Below are 14,953 nucleotides of genomic sequence, written 5' to 3'. Positions count from 1 at the left end.
CCCAAGGGTTGAGCGAATCAGGGTAATGAGAACTCTGTCATTGCGCGCAGATGCTGATAACGTTCCTCAATCTCCTTGAGCTCAAGGGTCTTGAGCCGTTCGAGACTGAACTTTTCGACCGTAAATGACGCCATAACTGTACCGAAGACTGTTGCTCTGCGCAAACTGGCCTCATCCAGATTGCGCGTCGAGGCAAGGTAACCGAAGAACCCACCGGCGAACGTATCCCCCGCGCCGGTCGGATCGAAAACTGACTCAAGCGGGTAGGCGGGCGCTGAAAAGACCGCATGTTCAGTGAACATCAGCACCCCGTATTCGCCTCGCTTGACGACCAGAGTCTTCGGCCCGAAAGCGCGCACAATTTCGGCGGCCTTGATCAGGTTCGGTTCATCAGCCAACTGACGCACTTCAGCCTCATTGATGATCAGGATGTCGACATACCCGAGGGTATTAATCAATGCTTCACGTTTGCTGCCAATCCAGAAGTTCATCGTATCACAGGCAACGAGCTTTGGCTTTTTAACTTGCTGCAGGACTTCAAGTTGAAGTTCGGGATCAATATTGGCAAGAAAGACGTATTCAGCCTCTCGGTGCAGAGCGGATAACACCGGCCGGAACTGCTCAAAGACATTCAGCCGGGTATCCAGGGTCTGCGCCTCGTTCAGATCGTAAGCGTAACGCCCTTTCCAGCGAAAGGTTTCGCCTGGACTGCGCTGCAAGCCGCTCAGATCAATGTTACGGCTGGCGAGAAAATCAATATGCTCTTCCGGAAAATCATCGCCGATCACCGCCACCAGCTGGACATCACTGAAGAAACTGGCCGAAGTCGAAAAGTAGCAGGCCGATCCGCCAAGGGCCTCTTCGACCGCCCCAAAGGGAGTAGCAACAGAGTCCAGCGCCACACTGCCAACAACCAGAACACTCATCAGCTTTGGACCTTTCCGAGATATTTACCGAGCAGGGGCTCAAGATCCTTGCAGGTCTGGGCCGGAATCATTTCTTTGGTCGTCATGACCGCGAATTTCAATGCTTCATCACATTGACAATCCGCCACCTGCCATTCGGCGGCGATTGTCTGAACCGCCCGCATAATGATCTGCCGCGCCGTGTTGACATTCTGTTGAATGATGGCGATCACCGCCTCGACAGAAACATCTTCATGCCCTTGATGCCAGCAGTCATAATCGGTTGCCAGCGCCACAGTGCCGTAGCAGATCTCGGCTTCACGGGCCAGACGAGCCTCAGGGATATTAGTCATGCCGATAATATCCACTCCCCAACTGCGGTAGATGTTCGATTCGGCGCGAGTCGAAAAGTTCGGTCCTTCGATACAAAGATAGGTCCCGCCACGATGAACCCTCGCGCCGACAGCCGTAGCAGCGGCCGCCAGGCGTTTTGAAAGCGCCGGACAAACCGGATCGGCAAATTGAACATGCCCGACCACCCCGTTGCCGAAAAAGGTCGAGGCGCGCTTACCTTGAGTCCGATCGAAAAATTGATCAGGAATCACGATATGCCCGGGGACAATCTCTTCCTTCATGCTCCCCACCGCCGAAACCGAGATAATCTGCTCAACACCGAGCAGTTTCATCCCGTAGATATTGGCGCGGTAATTTACCTCGGAAGGCAAAATCCGATGCCCTCGTCCATGGCGCGGCAAGAAGACCATTTTCACCCCGTCAAGCACGCCGGTTACGTACTTGTCTGAAGGCGCCCCGAATGGAGTCTCCAGGTTTACTTCGCGAATATCACTCAGACCTTCAATCTCATAAAGGCCACTACCACCAATCACGCCAATTACAGGTTTCGACATCAATTCAGCTCCCATTGAAATTTTTCCACACATCGCTTAACTCGCATCACACATCATGCCTCTCAAGCTTCCCCTTTAACTGCCCACAAGCCGCCGAGATATCCTGCCCCTTGCTCGCACGCTTGATGGCGATAATGTCGCGATCAAGCAGATAACGCTGGAATTCTTCAACCGCCTTTGGATTCGGACTTTTGAATGCTGACGCCGGGTGCTCGTTGTAGGTGATCAGGTTCACTTTGGCGCGCAGGCCGTGCATCAATTTAACCAGACGCTTGGCATCGGTCAGCGTATCATTGACTCCGCCTATCAAGATGTATTCGAAGGTAATCCTCTGCCGCGGTTCAAGGGGGATCTCACGACAAGCTTTCAAAAGTTCTGCCAGGGGATATTTCTTGTTCACCGGCATCAACTGGTCACGCAAGGCGTCGGTAGTCGCGTTCAACGACACCGCCAGCCCGACCTTGACTCGCCTGGCCAACTCGAACATCTGCGGCACCAGCCCGGAGGTTGACAGCGTCACCCGCCGCGGGCCGAAGCCGCAGCCCTGATCAAGATAAAGGATATCCAGCGCTTTGATCACATTATCCAGATTATGCAGCGGCTCCCCCATCCCCATCAGGACGATGCTCTGCAGCGGACCATCCTTGAGCGAGGCGCAAACCTGATTGACAATCTCAGCCACGGTCAGATTTCGGGTCAGACCGAAAGTGCCAGTCATGCAGAACTGACACTGCATGGCGCAGCCCACCTGGGTTGAGATGCACAGGGTATCCTTGCCGCTCTCCATAGGAATCCGCACGGTCTCGACGCTCTCATGATCACTCAGGCGGTAAAGATATTTACGCGTTCCGTCCGATGATGTTTCAACCAGCTCCGGAGTCCAATCCGACACCATAAAGCGCTGCTTCAGGTCCTCGCGTAACACCTTTGATAAATCGGTCATCTCGTCAAACGATGTGACGCCACGCGCGTAGACCCATTTAATGATCTGCAGGGCGCGAAATTTTTCCTTCCCCAGGTCGGAGAGCAGCACGGTCAACTCAGCCAGGGTTAGATTCTTTATATCAATTAAGAGATTTTCATTCATTGAGGAACACTATCTGTGACAAAGAAATGGAGAAATATGAAAGTTAGCCCAAAGGATACAGTAAATTCAAGAGAAAGTACCCGGAAACTCCAGTTATCAGCAAGAAACGCCCCTTTCTCATAAAGGTTAAACCAACAAGCAGACCGATCACGACCGTCCTGTTATAATGTGCGAAATTAAAATCTACCTTCAGGAGTTTGTTATGGATCAGAGGAGCACCCGCACCATTATTCTCAATAATGGCACAGTCGAAGATAAACGCCGCGAAATTCGTGACTACTTTCATCAATCCTTCAGCCTCGACGAGAAGCTCTACGACCTGCTCGACTGTGATGCGGCTTTTTATCTGCGGGCCGAGCCCTTACGCCATCCGCTGATATTTTACTTCGGCCACACCGCCAGTTTTTACATTAACAAGCTAATCGTCGCCGGCATTATCAGCACCCGGATCAACCCGTTTTTCGAATCGATGTTCGCCATCGGCGTAGATGAAATGTCCTGGGATGACCTGAACGCAGAACACTACGACTGGCCGACGGTCGCCGCAGTCAAAGCCTACCGTGAGCAGGTGCGCAAGCGGGTCGATGAAGTGATCGAGAGCCTGCCTCTGACCTTGCCGATCGACGCAGAAAGCCCCTTCTGGGCGATCATGATGGGGATTGAACATTCGCGGATTCATATTGAGACATCGTCCGTCATTATCCGCCGGCTCCCACTTGAGATGGTGCGCCAGCTGCCCCTGTGGGAGATCTGCAGCGAGACCGGCACGGCACCACAAAATGAGCTTCTTCCGGTTCGGGGAGGCAAGGTAACCCTGGGCAAAACCAAGGATCACCCGCTCTACGGCTGGGATAACGAATATGGCCGACATAGCTTTACGGTCGATGATTTCGCCGCGAGTCAGTATCTGGTCAGTAATCACGAATTTCGTGAATTCATCGAGGCGGGCGGCTACACACAACCGGGATTCTGGAGCGAAGAGGGAAAAAGCTGGCTCGCGTTCAGTCGCGCCGAGCGGCCGCTCTTCTGGCTAAAAGACGGATCAAACTACCGTTTGCGGACTCTGGCGCAAGTGATCAACATGCCCTGGGACTGGCCGGTCGAGGTTAACCAACTGGAAGCCAAAGCCTTCTGCAACTGGAAAGCACAAAGCAGCAGGCTACCGATCCGCCTGCCGACCGAGGATGAGTGGAGACGGATGTATGACCTGCACGAGATCCCCGATCAACCCTGGTGGGAAAACGCGCCGGGCAATATTAATCTGGAATACTGGGCCTCCCCCTGCCCGGTGAACCGCTTTCCCTTTGGCAAATTTTACGACCTGATCGGGAATGTCTGGCAGTGGACCGAGACCTCGATCAGTGGCTTTGCCGGTTTTGAAGTCCATCCCTGGTACGACGACTTTTCAACCCCGACCTTCGACACCCAGCACAACCTGATCAAGGGGGGCTCGTGGATTTCAACCGGTAATGAGGCAACCCGGGATGCACGCTACGCCTTTCGCCGCCACTTCTTCCAACACGCCGGCTTTCGTTATGTCGCTACCGAGCAGGAACTCGAAATCGCCGACGCAATGTACGAAACCGACGCCGCTGTCGCCCAATACTGTGACGCCCACTTTGGCCCGGACAAGTTCGGGGTAAAAAACTTCCAGGCGCAACTCGTGTCCCTCTCTATGGCCGCGATGAGAGGCAAGCCCAAAGAGCGGGCCCTCGATCTCGGATGCGCGGTCGGTCGTGCGAGTTTCGAGCTCGCCCGACATTTCGAATCGGTCACCGGCATCGACTTTTCAGCGCGTTTTATCCGCATTGCCCACCAACTCCAACTCAAAGGGAACATTCATTACCAGCTCCCGGAGGAGGGTGACATCGTCTCTGTCCATGAGCAGCAGCTTGACAGCTTCGGCTTAAGCGAAACCAGCCCGAAGATCGAGTTTGTCCAGGGGGACGCTCACAATTTAAAACCCCAGTTTAAGGGGTACGATCTGGTGATAGCGGCCAACCTCATCGATCGCCTGTCTGATCCGGCCCACTTTCTGACCAGCATAAGCGAAAGGATCAACCCTGGCGGACTGCTGGTCATCGCGTCGCCCTATACCTGGCTCGAAGAATTTACCAAAAAAAAGAACTGGATCGGCGCAGTTCGACGCGCTGGTGAACCCTTCACCAGTTTTGAAGGGTTGCAAGAACTACTCAGTTCGCACTTCCACTTGCTTGGTGAACCACAGGACCTCCCCTTTGTGATTCGAGAAACAGCACGCAAGTTCCAACATACAGTGTCTCAGGTGAGTATCTGGGAAAAATTTGAATGAATATCCGGGGGTAAAAACCAGAGAAACAAGACCTGAACATGGAGATCGATATCCAGATCAAACGTAAAGAGGCCGGGAATTTTCCCGGCCTCTTTACGTTCATATATCTAAGTCAGTAACTCAACCAAGAAGTTCCAGGCCGTTGAAGAAGTAACCCAGCTCAAACGCAGCCGTTTCGGGAGCATCAGAACCATGGGTCGCGTTCTCACCGATCGAAGCGCCAAACTCTTTGCGCAGGGTTCCGGCGACGGCATCAGCCGGATTGGTGGCACCCATCAGGTCACGCCACTTGGCGATAGCACCTTCGGCTTCGAGGGCCATCACGATGCAGGGCCCGCTGCTCATGAAATCGGTCAGTTCGCCAAAGAAGGGGCGCGCTGCATGAACCGCGTAGAAGCCCTCAGCTTCAACCTTGCTCATGTAGAGTTTTTTCAGACCAACGACTTTGAAACCTTCGGCATAGATACGGGCGAGGATTCTACCGGCATAACCAGCGGCAAAGGCATCGGGTTTGACGATTGCGAATGTTTTTTCAACGGCCATCTGTTTATCTCCTAAAAAAGATCGGTTATCTGTCAAATTGACGCGCATTTTTAACATCGGGCCTGAACGCTGTCAAGTCCGGGTTCGGTGAACATTTGCCGGTCACAGTCCATCCTGCAAGGGATCAGCGATCTTAAATAACGGCAGCAACTGAGACAGCGCCTTGCCGCGATGGCTGATACGATTCTTTATCTCAAACGGCAGCTCCGCCAGAGTTTTGCCATATTCCGGCACCAGGAAGAGCGGATCATAGCCGAATCCGTGTTTCCCCCGAAATTCGCTGATCATGTGCCCCAACAGACGACCTTCACTGGTCCGGCAGCGCCCTTCAGGATCGGCCAGTGCCATGACACAGCAGAAGTAGGCCTGCCGTTTCTCAGGTGGAATTGTCTTCAGCTCATTGAGCAGTTTCAAATTATTCTGCTCATCAGTCGCAGCTTCTCCGGCGAAGCGCGCCGAGAATATTCCGGGTGCCCCACCCAGCTCCGGCACCACAAGTCCGCTGTCATCTGCCAGGGTCAGACAGTTTGAAAACCGGGCAATTTCCAAGGCTTTTTTGCGCGCATTTGCAGAGAAGCTGTCCCCGTCTTCAACCACATCCGGGGCATTCGGGAAACTGTTCAGACCCAGAACCTCAACCCCCTGATTGACGAACAGGGCCGAAATCTCCCGGAGTTTCCCCGCGTTTTTGGTTGCAACCAGAAGCTTCATCAGAGCTCAAACGCCTGCTGCTGCAACCGGTTAAGGACCTGACACCCGTCAAGGGCCAGCTGGCGCATGCGATCCATCTGCTCAAGGGTAAAGGGCCGCTCCTCGGCGGTCCCCTGGACCTCAACAAACTCGCCGCTTCCGGTGATGACATAGTTCATATCGACATCAGCAGCGGAGTCTTCGATATATTCAAGGTCGAGCAGTGCCGCGCCCTCAACGATCCCGACGCTGATGGCGGCAACGGAATCGAGAAGCGGGAGTTTTTTGAGCGTCCCTTTGTCGACCAGCCCCTGCAGGGCATCCTTCAGCGCCACATAGGCCCCAGTAATCGAGGCGGTGCGGGTGCCGCCATCGGCCTGTAACACATCACAATCGATCTGCACGGTAATTTCACCCAAGGCTTCAAGGTCGGTGATGGCACGCAGGGAACGGCCGATCAGACGTTGTATCTCCTGAGTGCGACCTGAGACCTTCCCCTTGGCCGCTTCGCGCATCGAGCGGGTATGGGTGGCACGCGGCAGCATGCTGTATTCGGCAGTAACCCAGCCCTTTCCCTGACCACGCATAAACGGCGGGACCCGCTCCTCAACACTGGCATTACACAGAACCTTGGTCTCCCCAAAACAGACCAGTACCGAGCCTTCGGCATATCTGGTGAAATTTCGCGTAAAACTTACCGGACGCAAGGCGTCGGCAGGTCGATCTTGAGTGCGTTTAAAATCAGACATCAATTTATCTTTCGGTTAAGGGTGAAATCTTGCAAACCCTGATACAAAGCTTGAGCCAGTTGTTGCTGACCGGCGGAGCTACGCAAGCGTGCCAGGTCATCAGGATTTGTCAGATAGCCGAGTTCAAGCTGCACGGTCGGCAAACTCCCTTTGCCCAGAGCAATCAGAGGAGAAGAAAAGATTCCTGCCACAGGGACACCGGCCTGCACAAGGGCAGCACTTAAATACTTCGCCAGGTCTCGGCTCTCATCCCTTGGGGCCTGACCATCCTTAGCCTTATGCCCCCGGATAAAGAGCACCGCGCCCGCCGCCTGAGGAGAAAATCCCCCCTGGGCATGCAGCAACAGCCAGACATCAGCATCTTCATGGGTCACCGGCGCGAGTCTTTGTTTGGGGGTCAGCTCATAATCTTCATCCCGGCTGAGATAGACCGGAATGCCAAGATTCATTTTAAGCGTCTTGCTGAGACGCTCTGCCAGGGCGAGAGTAAACTCCTTCTCCTTGTAGCCGTCAGGGGCGATCACACCGGTGTCCAAACCACCGTGTCCAACGTCGATGGCTACGCCGCGGAGCTTATTCCCGATCGGAGCATTCTTTTTACGCAACAAAAACGAAAAGAGCCGATCAAGGGAATTATCTTCGACCTCGGATTGATCTTCGACCGGATTCAGGTTGCGATAATAGATCGGCCGATTAATCAGCATTGGTAACTGACCAAGAATAAAATTTTCGGAGACCCGCAAACGCCCGTCAATAAAGCGTGGCTTCTCCTTCAAGGGATAGAAATTATCCCCGAGTTTAAGGTTCTGCCGGCCAGGGCTGAGTTCAGCCGTGCCCTGAGGGGTATTGATGCGATAGACGTGCTTCACCGAATCCCAGTCACCGCGAAGAGAGACGGCATCCAACACATCATCAAGGGCAACATAAGGAAGACCGTTTTGAAGGTAAACGTCGGTTAAAAGCAAGGGTTGCTTCCCTTTTGGCGCAAGTTCGATGTCGGCGTAGGCCGGAGCCGTCAGCAGAAGCAGAAGAAATATAAGGTAAAGAAGTTTGGACATGGCAGGTTTCATTGCAGGAGTCGTTGTAATCTATGCATCAAAGGCAAGCCGTTATACCTCGGCCTGAGGATAAGTGTCAAACCCGCAGAGGGGCTCATGGCTTGGTCTCCAACAGCGCGATACCTGGTTCTGGCTGTAATCCGAGGGCTTTAATGTAGCGCCGCGTCAGCAGATGTTCCAACTCTTGCTGCGAGCTTTTATCTTCTGCGACTCCACGTATCTGCCCGCCCGCCATCATGCCGTGACCGCCGGCGGTCCCCATCCCTGCGATCATCTCCCGAATCACCGAGCCGAGCCGAGCTTCCGGTTTGGTAGTACGAACCGACAACAGCTCATCTCCCTTATAACAGCCGAGCCCCAAGACATAGCAGACATCCTTCTGGCGTAACAGAAAATCGGCCAATTCAGCGACAAGATCGGGGTTCTCCACATGAAAAAGATTGAAAACAAGCACCTTGCCGTACACCGTGGCGTTCTCTATCGCGCGGTGAAAAGTCGAATAGTAGGTGCTCGATACAGGGGGATGGGTCAAACGGTAAAGAATCTGATTATTCGCCAGCGGCAACAGATAAAGATAAGCCTCGCGATCAGCTTTAGACCATTCGCGCCCCAGATCTTGAGTTTCGGATTTCAGCGCATAAAAAAGGCAGGTTGCCAATCGCGTAGCGATCGAGAGACCCTGAGCGCGCAGATATTCGAATAGAATGGTGGCCGATGCCCCATATTCAGGCCGCACATCGACCCAATAAATATCAGAGTAATTGCGAAGCGGCGGATGATGATCTATCAATAGATGCAGAGGGCGATTTTCAGGATAAGAATTATTTCCGGTGCCAGGCTGGGTATCAACCATGCAGGTCACCCCGAAATCATCAAAATTCAGTTCAGAAATCGGTACCACATCAAGCTCAAGGGCATCGACCATCATACGATTTTCACTGCGTTCGATCACCCCGCCAAAGGCGACCACTGCTTTCTCACCCGTTCTCATCAGAAGCAGATGACGCAAGGCGACAGCGGCTGCCAGGGCATCGGGGTCGGGATTATCATGGGTGACGATCAGGATGCGTCCCTTGCCACGAATCCAGTCGATCAGCTTCTCAACAACCGAACTACCGCAACAGCGGGGCGTTTCGGTAGAGACAACGGTCTCATCTGTCATTCGAACCCTCCTCCAGCGCCCGTAGCGCTGCGTTCACCGCCATATGTGCGGTCTCCACCGGAACGGCGCCCTCGACCCGCAGCTCTGATCCGAGCAGAAAAACCGCTCGCCCGATTTTTAAGCCGATCGCAATTTCCGACAGAGTCCCAAGTGAGCCTTCGATCGCAATCAAAGCCTGGGCCGTCTGTGCCACCAGAATATTGCGCGCGTGTCCCATGCCGCTTGGGATTGTAATATCAACATAGGGGTTCGCCGTGTCGGAATCGACACTGGGCAGAATGCCGAGCACCAGACCGCCGGCCTCGGCACAACCTCTTGACGCGGATTCCATAACCCCGCCCAGCCCCCCTGTCACTAACACTGCCCCAGCGTTCGCTATCCCTTGACCGACCTGAAAGGCCAGATCCAATCCAGCCTGACTGGAGGCAGACGAGCCGATAACTCCGATGATTCGAGGTTTTATTTTCATCACCACAAACTACAATTGATGCCGGATACGCCGCAACAACAAACTATTGCTGACCACCGAGACGCTGGAGAAGGCCATGGCCAACCCGGCGTACTCCGGTTCGAGATAGAGGCCGAACCAGGAATAAAACAGCCCGGCGGCAAGAGGGATACCCAGGATATTATAGAAGAAAGCCCAAAAGAGATTCTGTTTGATCTTGGCCAGCGTCCGACGCCCCAAGCGGATCCCGCGTTCAATGTCACGAATATCACCACCAACCAGAATCAGATCGCCGGTCTCCTTGGCGATATCTGTCCCGCTCCCTATAGCGATGCCGATATCGGCTTTGGCCAGGGCCGGAGCATCATTGATCCCGTCTCCGACCATCCCGACAAAGACCCCACGTTTCTGGTACTTCTCTACAATTGCCAACTTCTGCTCAGGTCTCACTTCAGCTTCGACAAGGTCAATCCCAAGCTGCTCCGCGACCTGTTGCGCCACCACTTTGCGGTCCCCGGTCACCAGCACCAGTTCAAGTCCAAGCCTGCGCAAACCAGCGAGTGCGGAGGCCGCATTCTGCTTAATCTGATCGGCCAGACCGATAATGCCGATTAAGCTTCCGGCATGCGCGAGATAGATCAGCGAACAGCCCTTTTCTGTGAGGCTGTCCGCTTCTGCGGCAAGCGGTGAAAGATCGACCTGTCGCCCTTCAAGCAGTTGCGCACTCCCACAGAGCAGTTCTCCGCCCTCCTGCTTAGAGCACAACCCCTGACCACCGATCTCTTCGATTTCCTCAAGGGGAGTAAAGTCGATCTCACGTTCAACCGCGGCCGCTACCAGACTGCGCGCCAGGGGATGATTACTCCCGGCCTCGATCGAGGCGCACAGCCGCAGAAGACGGTTCTCATCCACCCCTGCAGCCGGAACCAGATTGGAGACCACAAATACCCCCGTGGTCAATGTACCGGTTTTATCCAGCAGCAACACCTGGAGTCGCGAAATATGCTCGAGCACTGAGGCCTTTTTGAACAGGATGCCACGTTCCAGTCCGATCGCCGAGCCGACCATGATCGCGGTCGGGGTCGCCAGTCCCAGGGCACAGGGACAGGCAATCACTAACACTGCGATCGCCATGCGGAAGGCAAAAAGAAAATCTTTTCCCGCGACGCCGTACCAAAGCAGAAATGTCGTCAGAGAAATGGTGATAACCAGCGGCACAAAGATGTTTGACACCCGGTCCGCCAGCTTTTGAATCGGCGCCTTGTCAGCTTGCGCCTCTTCGACCAGTCGCACAATCTGCGCCAGGACCGTATCACTCCCCACCTGGGTGACCCGGACCAGAATCCGTCCTGAACGGTTCAGCGTGGCGCCGGTCACCAGATCTCCTGCCTTTTTCGCCACCGGGACAGCCTCGCCAGTAATCATCGATTCATCGACAGCGCTGATCCCGGTTTCAATCTGTCCATCTGCCGGAATCTTTTCTCCGGGGCGCACCACCAGCAGGTCGCCAGGTTTCAAGCGACTGGCAGGAACCACTTCCTCGATACCATTCACCACCAGAGTTGCACGATCGGCCTGCAATTTAAGCAGCTTTTTCAGAGCGGAACCAGCATGCCCCTTGGCACGACTTTCAAGCCACTTGCCGAAACGAATAAAGAAGATCAGCATCGCGCTGGTTTCAAAAAAAACAACCCCATGCTCGCCAAGCAGGCCCAGAAGGGCCAAGACCGAATATCCATAGGCTGCGGTGATCCCCATGGCGACAAGAACATCCATATTGGCCGAACGGTTGCGCAACGACTTATAGGCACCACGATAAAATATCAGTCCGGCACTGAACTGCGCCAGCGTGGAGAGACCTGCATTGACGAGGCGGGTCGCCTCACCAAAGGGTTGCAGGTACATGAAAAACATGATCGGCACGGCCAGCAGGCCTGAATAGAGCACCCAGTAAAAGGCTTGCCGCGCCTCAAGTATTTGCCGATCGGGGTCGTCCTGAAGTTGGGCGGGATAGCCTGCCTTTTCGAGCGCCTGTAATATTTCCTTCTCGCGTTCAGCCGCACCATCATGCTCAACCATGAGAATTTCAGCGGCAAAATTGACCTGTGCGGACAGGATCCCGGGCAGAGCTGAGATCGTCTTCTCTACGGTCGCCGCACAGTTAGCGCAGCTCATTTTACTGATGGCAAACCGGTGCTGTGCGATAGGCGCTATCTGTTTGAGGAGCGGCGGGGAAGATTCAGTTTCAACCGGGGGGTGGGTTGAGAAGCCGGCAGTTTCAACGGCAGCGACAATAACCTCAAGCGAACCGACCGCGGGATCCAGGACAAAACAGGCGCGTTGCTCCGCAAGAGCTACCTCGACTTCGCTTACCCCTGGTTGTTCAGCCAACAGCGTACTAACCCGAGCAACACATTTCTGACATTTCATGCCGTAAACCGGAAGACTCTTTGCCGCGGTCATAGCTGACAATCACCCCTGCAAAATTTCGATATCGTTAGCGTCAAGCCGCTCGAGACCATCCAGAACGCCCCAAGGATCGCTGCTGATCCGCAACACCGGGATCTTCAACTGGCGTTCGAGATCCTCAAGTCGCAGATCGTCGAGCAGGAGATTATCCCCGTCATTGAAAAGTACATCTGGCAGGAGAACTGCATCTCCTGGATCGATGTTTTCAAAGGCCGCCAGAATATCGGCTCCAGTCAGCAGCCCGGTCACCGTGACACTGGAGCCAAAGAACCTGTTCTCGACCTCCACCACCTGGATATTAACGCCAACCCTGGTCCCAAGCCGCGTGGCAAAGCCTTTGAGTTCGGAGGCGAAGGACGCCCCGGTCACCAGGCTGACAGTTCCGACCTCAAGTGCGCCCGCATCAAGAAGGACCTCTTCGGCTTCACGGCGAAAAAGCGGTATCATGCCGACCCCGTTTTCATATTGCCAGAGCTCTTCGTAATCTTCGATGAGCGGGAAATCAACCCCGGCCCGCAGGTAGAGCTCATCGGCAGCAAACACAAAATGACTTCCGGTTTTCTGAAGCTGCCGCTGTTGTGTGCGTCCTATGATGTCCAGGGTCTCGCGAGCAAGGCCTTGGCTGACGGGTTGAAGGTCAGGCAGATGAGCGCGATGACGGGTCAGGCCGAGAGGGACGACGGCGAGAGAAATGATATTTGGCCAAAAGGCGGCCAGATCATCGATGGTCTGCTGTAGCACGTCCCCCTCGTTAAACTCCGGACAAAGAACAATCTGCGTGTGCAGCTCGATCCCCGCCGCGGTCAACCGCTCCAATTGTGGCAAAATTGGAGGCACCTCTTTCCCCAACAGCCGGCACCGGACATCTTCGTTGGTCGCGTGAACGGAAACATATAACGGGGAGAGCTGGTCAGCGATGATCCGCTGCAGATCGACTTCGTTGATATTTCCCAGGGTTACATAAGAACCGTAAAGCCAGGAGAACCGATAGTCTTCATCCTTGACATACAGGGTGCGGCGCAACCCCTTGGGGAGTTGATGGACGAAACAGAAGATACAGTTGTTGCCACACCGCGTCGGGTCCGGGTGTTCCGGCACCAATCCCGGATCTTCCTCTTCTTCCAGTTCGAATTGCACTTCAAAGGGGGGCGCGTTATTCCGCTGCAACAACAAAGACAGGGTGGATTGACCTTCAAGGGCCAGGAAATAGTCGACAATATCAGTAACAGTCCGCGTACCGACCGCCAGCAACTGATCCCCTGATTCCACGCCAGCAATATCGGCCGGCGAATCGGGCATGACTTGATCAATTTTAATCATATTTACATCCTAGCATCGACTTACCACCGGTCGCTACACCGGCCCCAAAAGATCTCTTTTAGAAAAAACAGAACAGGGGCGCCATTACTGGCACCCCTGTTTAATGTCCACTATATTGAATAAGGAACTAATCACGGCCTCCATGAAGGCGGAAAGTCCCGTCAGAAGAGGTTATTGTAGCTATGGCGTGCTTGTAAACCAGGATATCGCCATCACTTTCGGCGAGAACGCAGAAGCTGTCGAATGACTTGATATGACCCTCAAACTTGTCACCCGACATCATTTTCACGGTCACTTTGACATGTTCCTTGCGGGCTTGATTCAGGTATTGGTCCTGAATATTAAATGGTGATTTTGGCATGATCCGCTCCTTCATCATTACGGCAGAATTAAATTATCAATTAAGTCCAACACTCTATCAGACTCTTGACAGGAATCAACCCAAATTGTTTCGCTTTCCTTACGGAACCAGGTGAGCTGCCGTTTAGCATAACGGCGGGTCTGCAGGGCAATCATATCCTTGATTTCATCCCGGCTGGCCTCCCCGCGTAAATAGGCGAGCGCCTCCCGATAGCCGAGGGTCTGCAGGCTCTTAAGGTTTTCTCCATAATCGGCAACCAGCGCGGCCGTCTCCTCAATAAGACCGTTATCGACCATGTGCCGGGTGCGCTCGGCAATCCGCTGGTGCAGAGTCTCTTTAGACCAATCAGGCACGAAACTCAGAGATTTAAAAAGGGGGTCGACAAAACCGTGCTTGCGCTGGAGGTCGGAAATCCGCTCTCCGGTCAGTTTCCAGACCTCCAGAGCACGAATAATCTTCACCAGGTTGTGAGGATGAACCCCGGAGGCCGAGACGGGATCAATCTGCTGCAGATCAGCATAAAGGGTTCCTGGCCCCAGCTGTTCTTCGCGCTGGTTGAGTTGAATGCGTAAATCATCATCTCCGCGCGGAACGTCGGCAAGACCACCCATCAGGGCGCGGGTATAGAGTCCCGTCCCGCCAACCACGCAAGGTAGCTTTCCCCGCGCAAAAATTTCCGTCGCTATTTCTCGCGCCGCCGTCACAAAGTCACCGACCGAATAACTTTCATCGGGATCGATCAGATCGAGCATGTGATGTGGGATACCGGCGCGCTCCTCAAGAGACGCCTTGGCTGTGCCGATATCCATACGTCGATAAACCTGACGCGAATCGGCAGAGATCACCTCAAGCGGGAAAAATTTAGCCAGCCGAATCGCCCATCCGGTCTTGCCGGAAGCCGTTGGGCCCTGAATCACCAACAATGGAATTTGCGCCATAGAC

14 protein-coding genes are annotated in these 14,953 nt (G+C 54.2%); 1 reads left to right on the top strand and 13 read right to left on the bottom strand.

Going from position 1 to position 14,953, the window contains the following annotated elements:
- Nucleotides 1-17 precede the first annotated feature (17 nt).
- From D888_RS0106590 to rlmN, 3 genes are read right to left on the bottom strand one after another with little or no spacing between them, the layout of a single operon-like run.
- Entirely contained in the window at nt 18-926 is a 909-nt protein-coding gene (locus tag D888_RS0106590) for a PfkB family carbohydrate kinase (RefSeq protein WP_020675757.1), read from the bottom strand.
- Nucleotides 926-1,813: an S-methyl-5'-thioadenosine phosphorylase gene (gene mtnP / locus D888_RS0106585; protein ID WP_026362253.1), complete on the bottom strand. Its 888-nt coding sequence runs from the start codon at nt 1,811-1,813 to the stop codon at nt 926-928. The genes D888_RS0106590 and mtnP overlap by 1 nt, the downstream gene beginning before the upstream one ends.
- A gap of 46 nt (nt 1,814-1,859) precedes the next feature.
- Nucleotides 1,860-2,900: a dual-specificity RNA methyltransferase RlmN gene (gene rlmN / locus D888_RS0106580; RefSeq protein ID WP_020675755.1), complete on the bottom strand. Its 1,041-nt coding sequence runs from the start codon at nt 2,898-2,900 to the stop codon at nt 1,860-1,862.
- A gap of 202 nt (nt 2,901-3,102) precedes the next feature.
- On the opposite strand from rlmN, the gene ovoA reads away from it, so the two are divergent.
- On the top strand, nt 3,103-5,211 hold the full coding sequence (gene ovoA / locus D888_RS0106575) for a 5-histidylcysteine sulfoxide synthase (RefSeq protein WP_020675754.1): 2,109 nt from the start codon (nt 3,103-3,105) through the stop codon (nt 5,209-5,211).
- A 120-nt stretch (nt 5,212-5,331) separates the two neighbouring features.
- On the opposite strand, the gene ndk is transcribed toward ovoA, so the two are convergent.
- The 10 genes from ndk to miaA all read right to left on the bottom strand — a co-directional run bounded on the left by ndk (nt 5,332) and on the right by miaA (nt 14,949).
- Nucleotides 5,332-5,754: a nucleoside-diphosphate kinase gene (gene ndk, locus D888_RS0106570; protein ID WP_020675753.1), complete on the bottom strand. Its 423-nt coding sequence runs from the start codon at nt 5,752-5,754 to the stop codon at nt 5,332-5,334.
- 102 nt (nt 5,755-5,856) lie between these two features.
- Nucleotides 5,857-6,465 (bottom strand): XTP/dITP diphosphatase, encoded by a 609-nt coding sequence (locus D888_RS0106565; protein ID WP_020675752.1) that lies wholly within the window; start codon nt 6,463-6,465, stop codon nt 5,857-5,859.
- Nucleotides 6,465-7,193, bottom strand: coding sequence for a ribonuclease PH (rph, locus tag D888_RS0106560; protein WP_020675751.1), 729 nt, complete (start codon nt 7,191-7,193; stop codon nt 6,465-6,467). The genes D888_RS0106565 and rph overlap by 1 nt, the downstream gene beginning before the upstream one ends.
- Nucleotides 7,193-8,251, bottom strand: a complete 1,059-nt coding sequence (locus D888_RS0106555) for an N-acetylmuramoyl-L-alanine amidase family protein (protein WP_020675750.1) — start codon at nt 8,249-8,251, stop codon at nt 7,193-7,195. The genes rph and D888_RS0106555 overlap by 1 nt, the downstream gene beginning before the upstream one ends.
- A gap of 94 nt (nt 8,252-8,345) precedes the next feature.
- Nucleotides 8,346-9,413 (bottom strand): DHH family phosphoesterase, encoded by a 1,068-nt coding sequence (locus D888_RS0106550; protein ID WP_020675749.1) that lies wholly within the window; start codon nt 9,411-9,413, stop codon nt 8,346-8,348.
- On the bottom strand, nt 9,403-9,882 hold the full coding sequence (locus D888_RS0106545) for a TIGR00725 family protein (RefSeq protein ID WP_020675748.1): 480 nt from the start codon (nt 9,880-9,882) through the stop codon (nt 9,403-9,405). Before D888_RS0106545 ends, D888_RS0106550 begins: the two co-directional genes overlap by 11 nt.
- Nucleotides 9,883-9,891: 9 nt before the next feature.
- On the bottom strand, nt 9,892-12,324 hold the full coding sequence (locus D888_RS0106540) for a heavy metal translocating P-type ATPase (protein ID WP_020675747.1): 2,433 nt from the start codon (nt 12,322-12,324) through the stop codon (nt 9,892-9,894).
- A gap of 9 nt (nt 12,325-12,333) precedes the next feature.
- Nucleotides 12,334-13,650: a DUF512 domain-containing protein gene (locus D888_RS0106535; RefSeq protein WP_020675746.1), complete on the bottom strand. Its 1,317-nt coding sequence runs from the start codon at nt 13,648-13,650 to the stop codon at nt 12,334-12,336.
- Nucleotides 13,651-13,777: 127 nt separating this feature from the next.
- Nucleotides 13,778-14,011 carry an RNA chaperone Hfq gene (gene hfq, locus D888_RS0106530; protein ID WP_020675745.1) on the bottom strand — a complete coding sequence of 78 codons (234 nt, stop codon included), beginning with the start codon at nt 14,009-14,011 and terminating at the stop codon, nt 13,778-13,780.
- Between the two features lie 17 nt (nt 14,012-14,028).
- Complete coding sequence (gene miaA, locus D888_RS0106525; protein ID WP_020675744.1) at nt 14,029-14,949, bottom strand: tRNA (adenosine(37)-N6)-dimethylallyltransferase MiaA; 921 nt, start codon at nt 14,947-14,949, stop codon at nt 14,029-14,031.
- Nucleotides 14,950-14,953: the final 4 nt, after the last annotated feature.

Origin of the sequence: Geopsychrobacter electrodiphilus DSM 16401 (genome assembly GCF_000384395.1) — a bacterium.
GTDB lineage: Bacteria > Desulfobacterota > Desulfuromonadia > Desulfuromonadales > Geopsychrobacteraceae > Geopsychrobacter > Geopsychrobacter electrodiphilus.
This window is presented reverse-complemented; position numbering and strand designations above follow the sequence as displayed.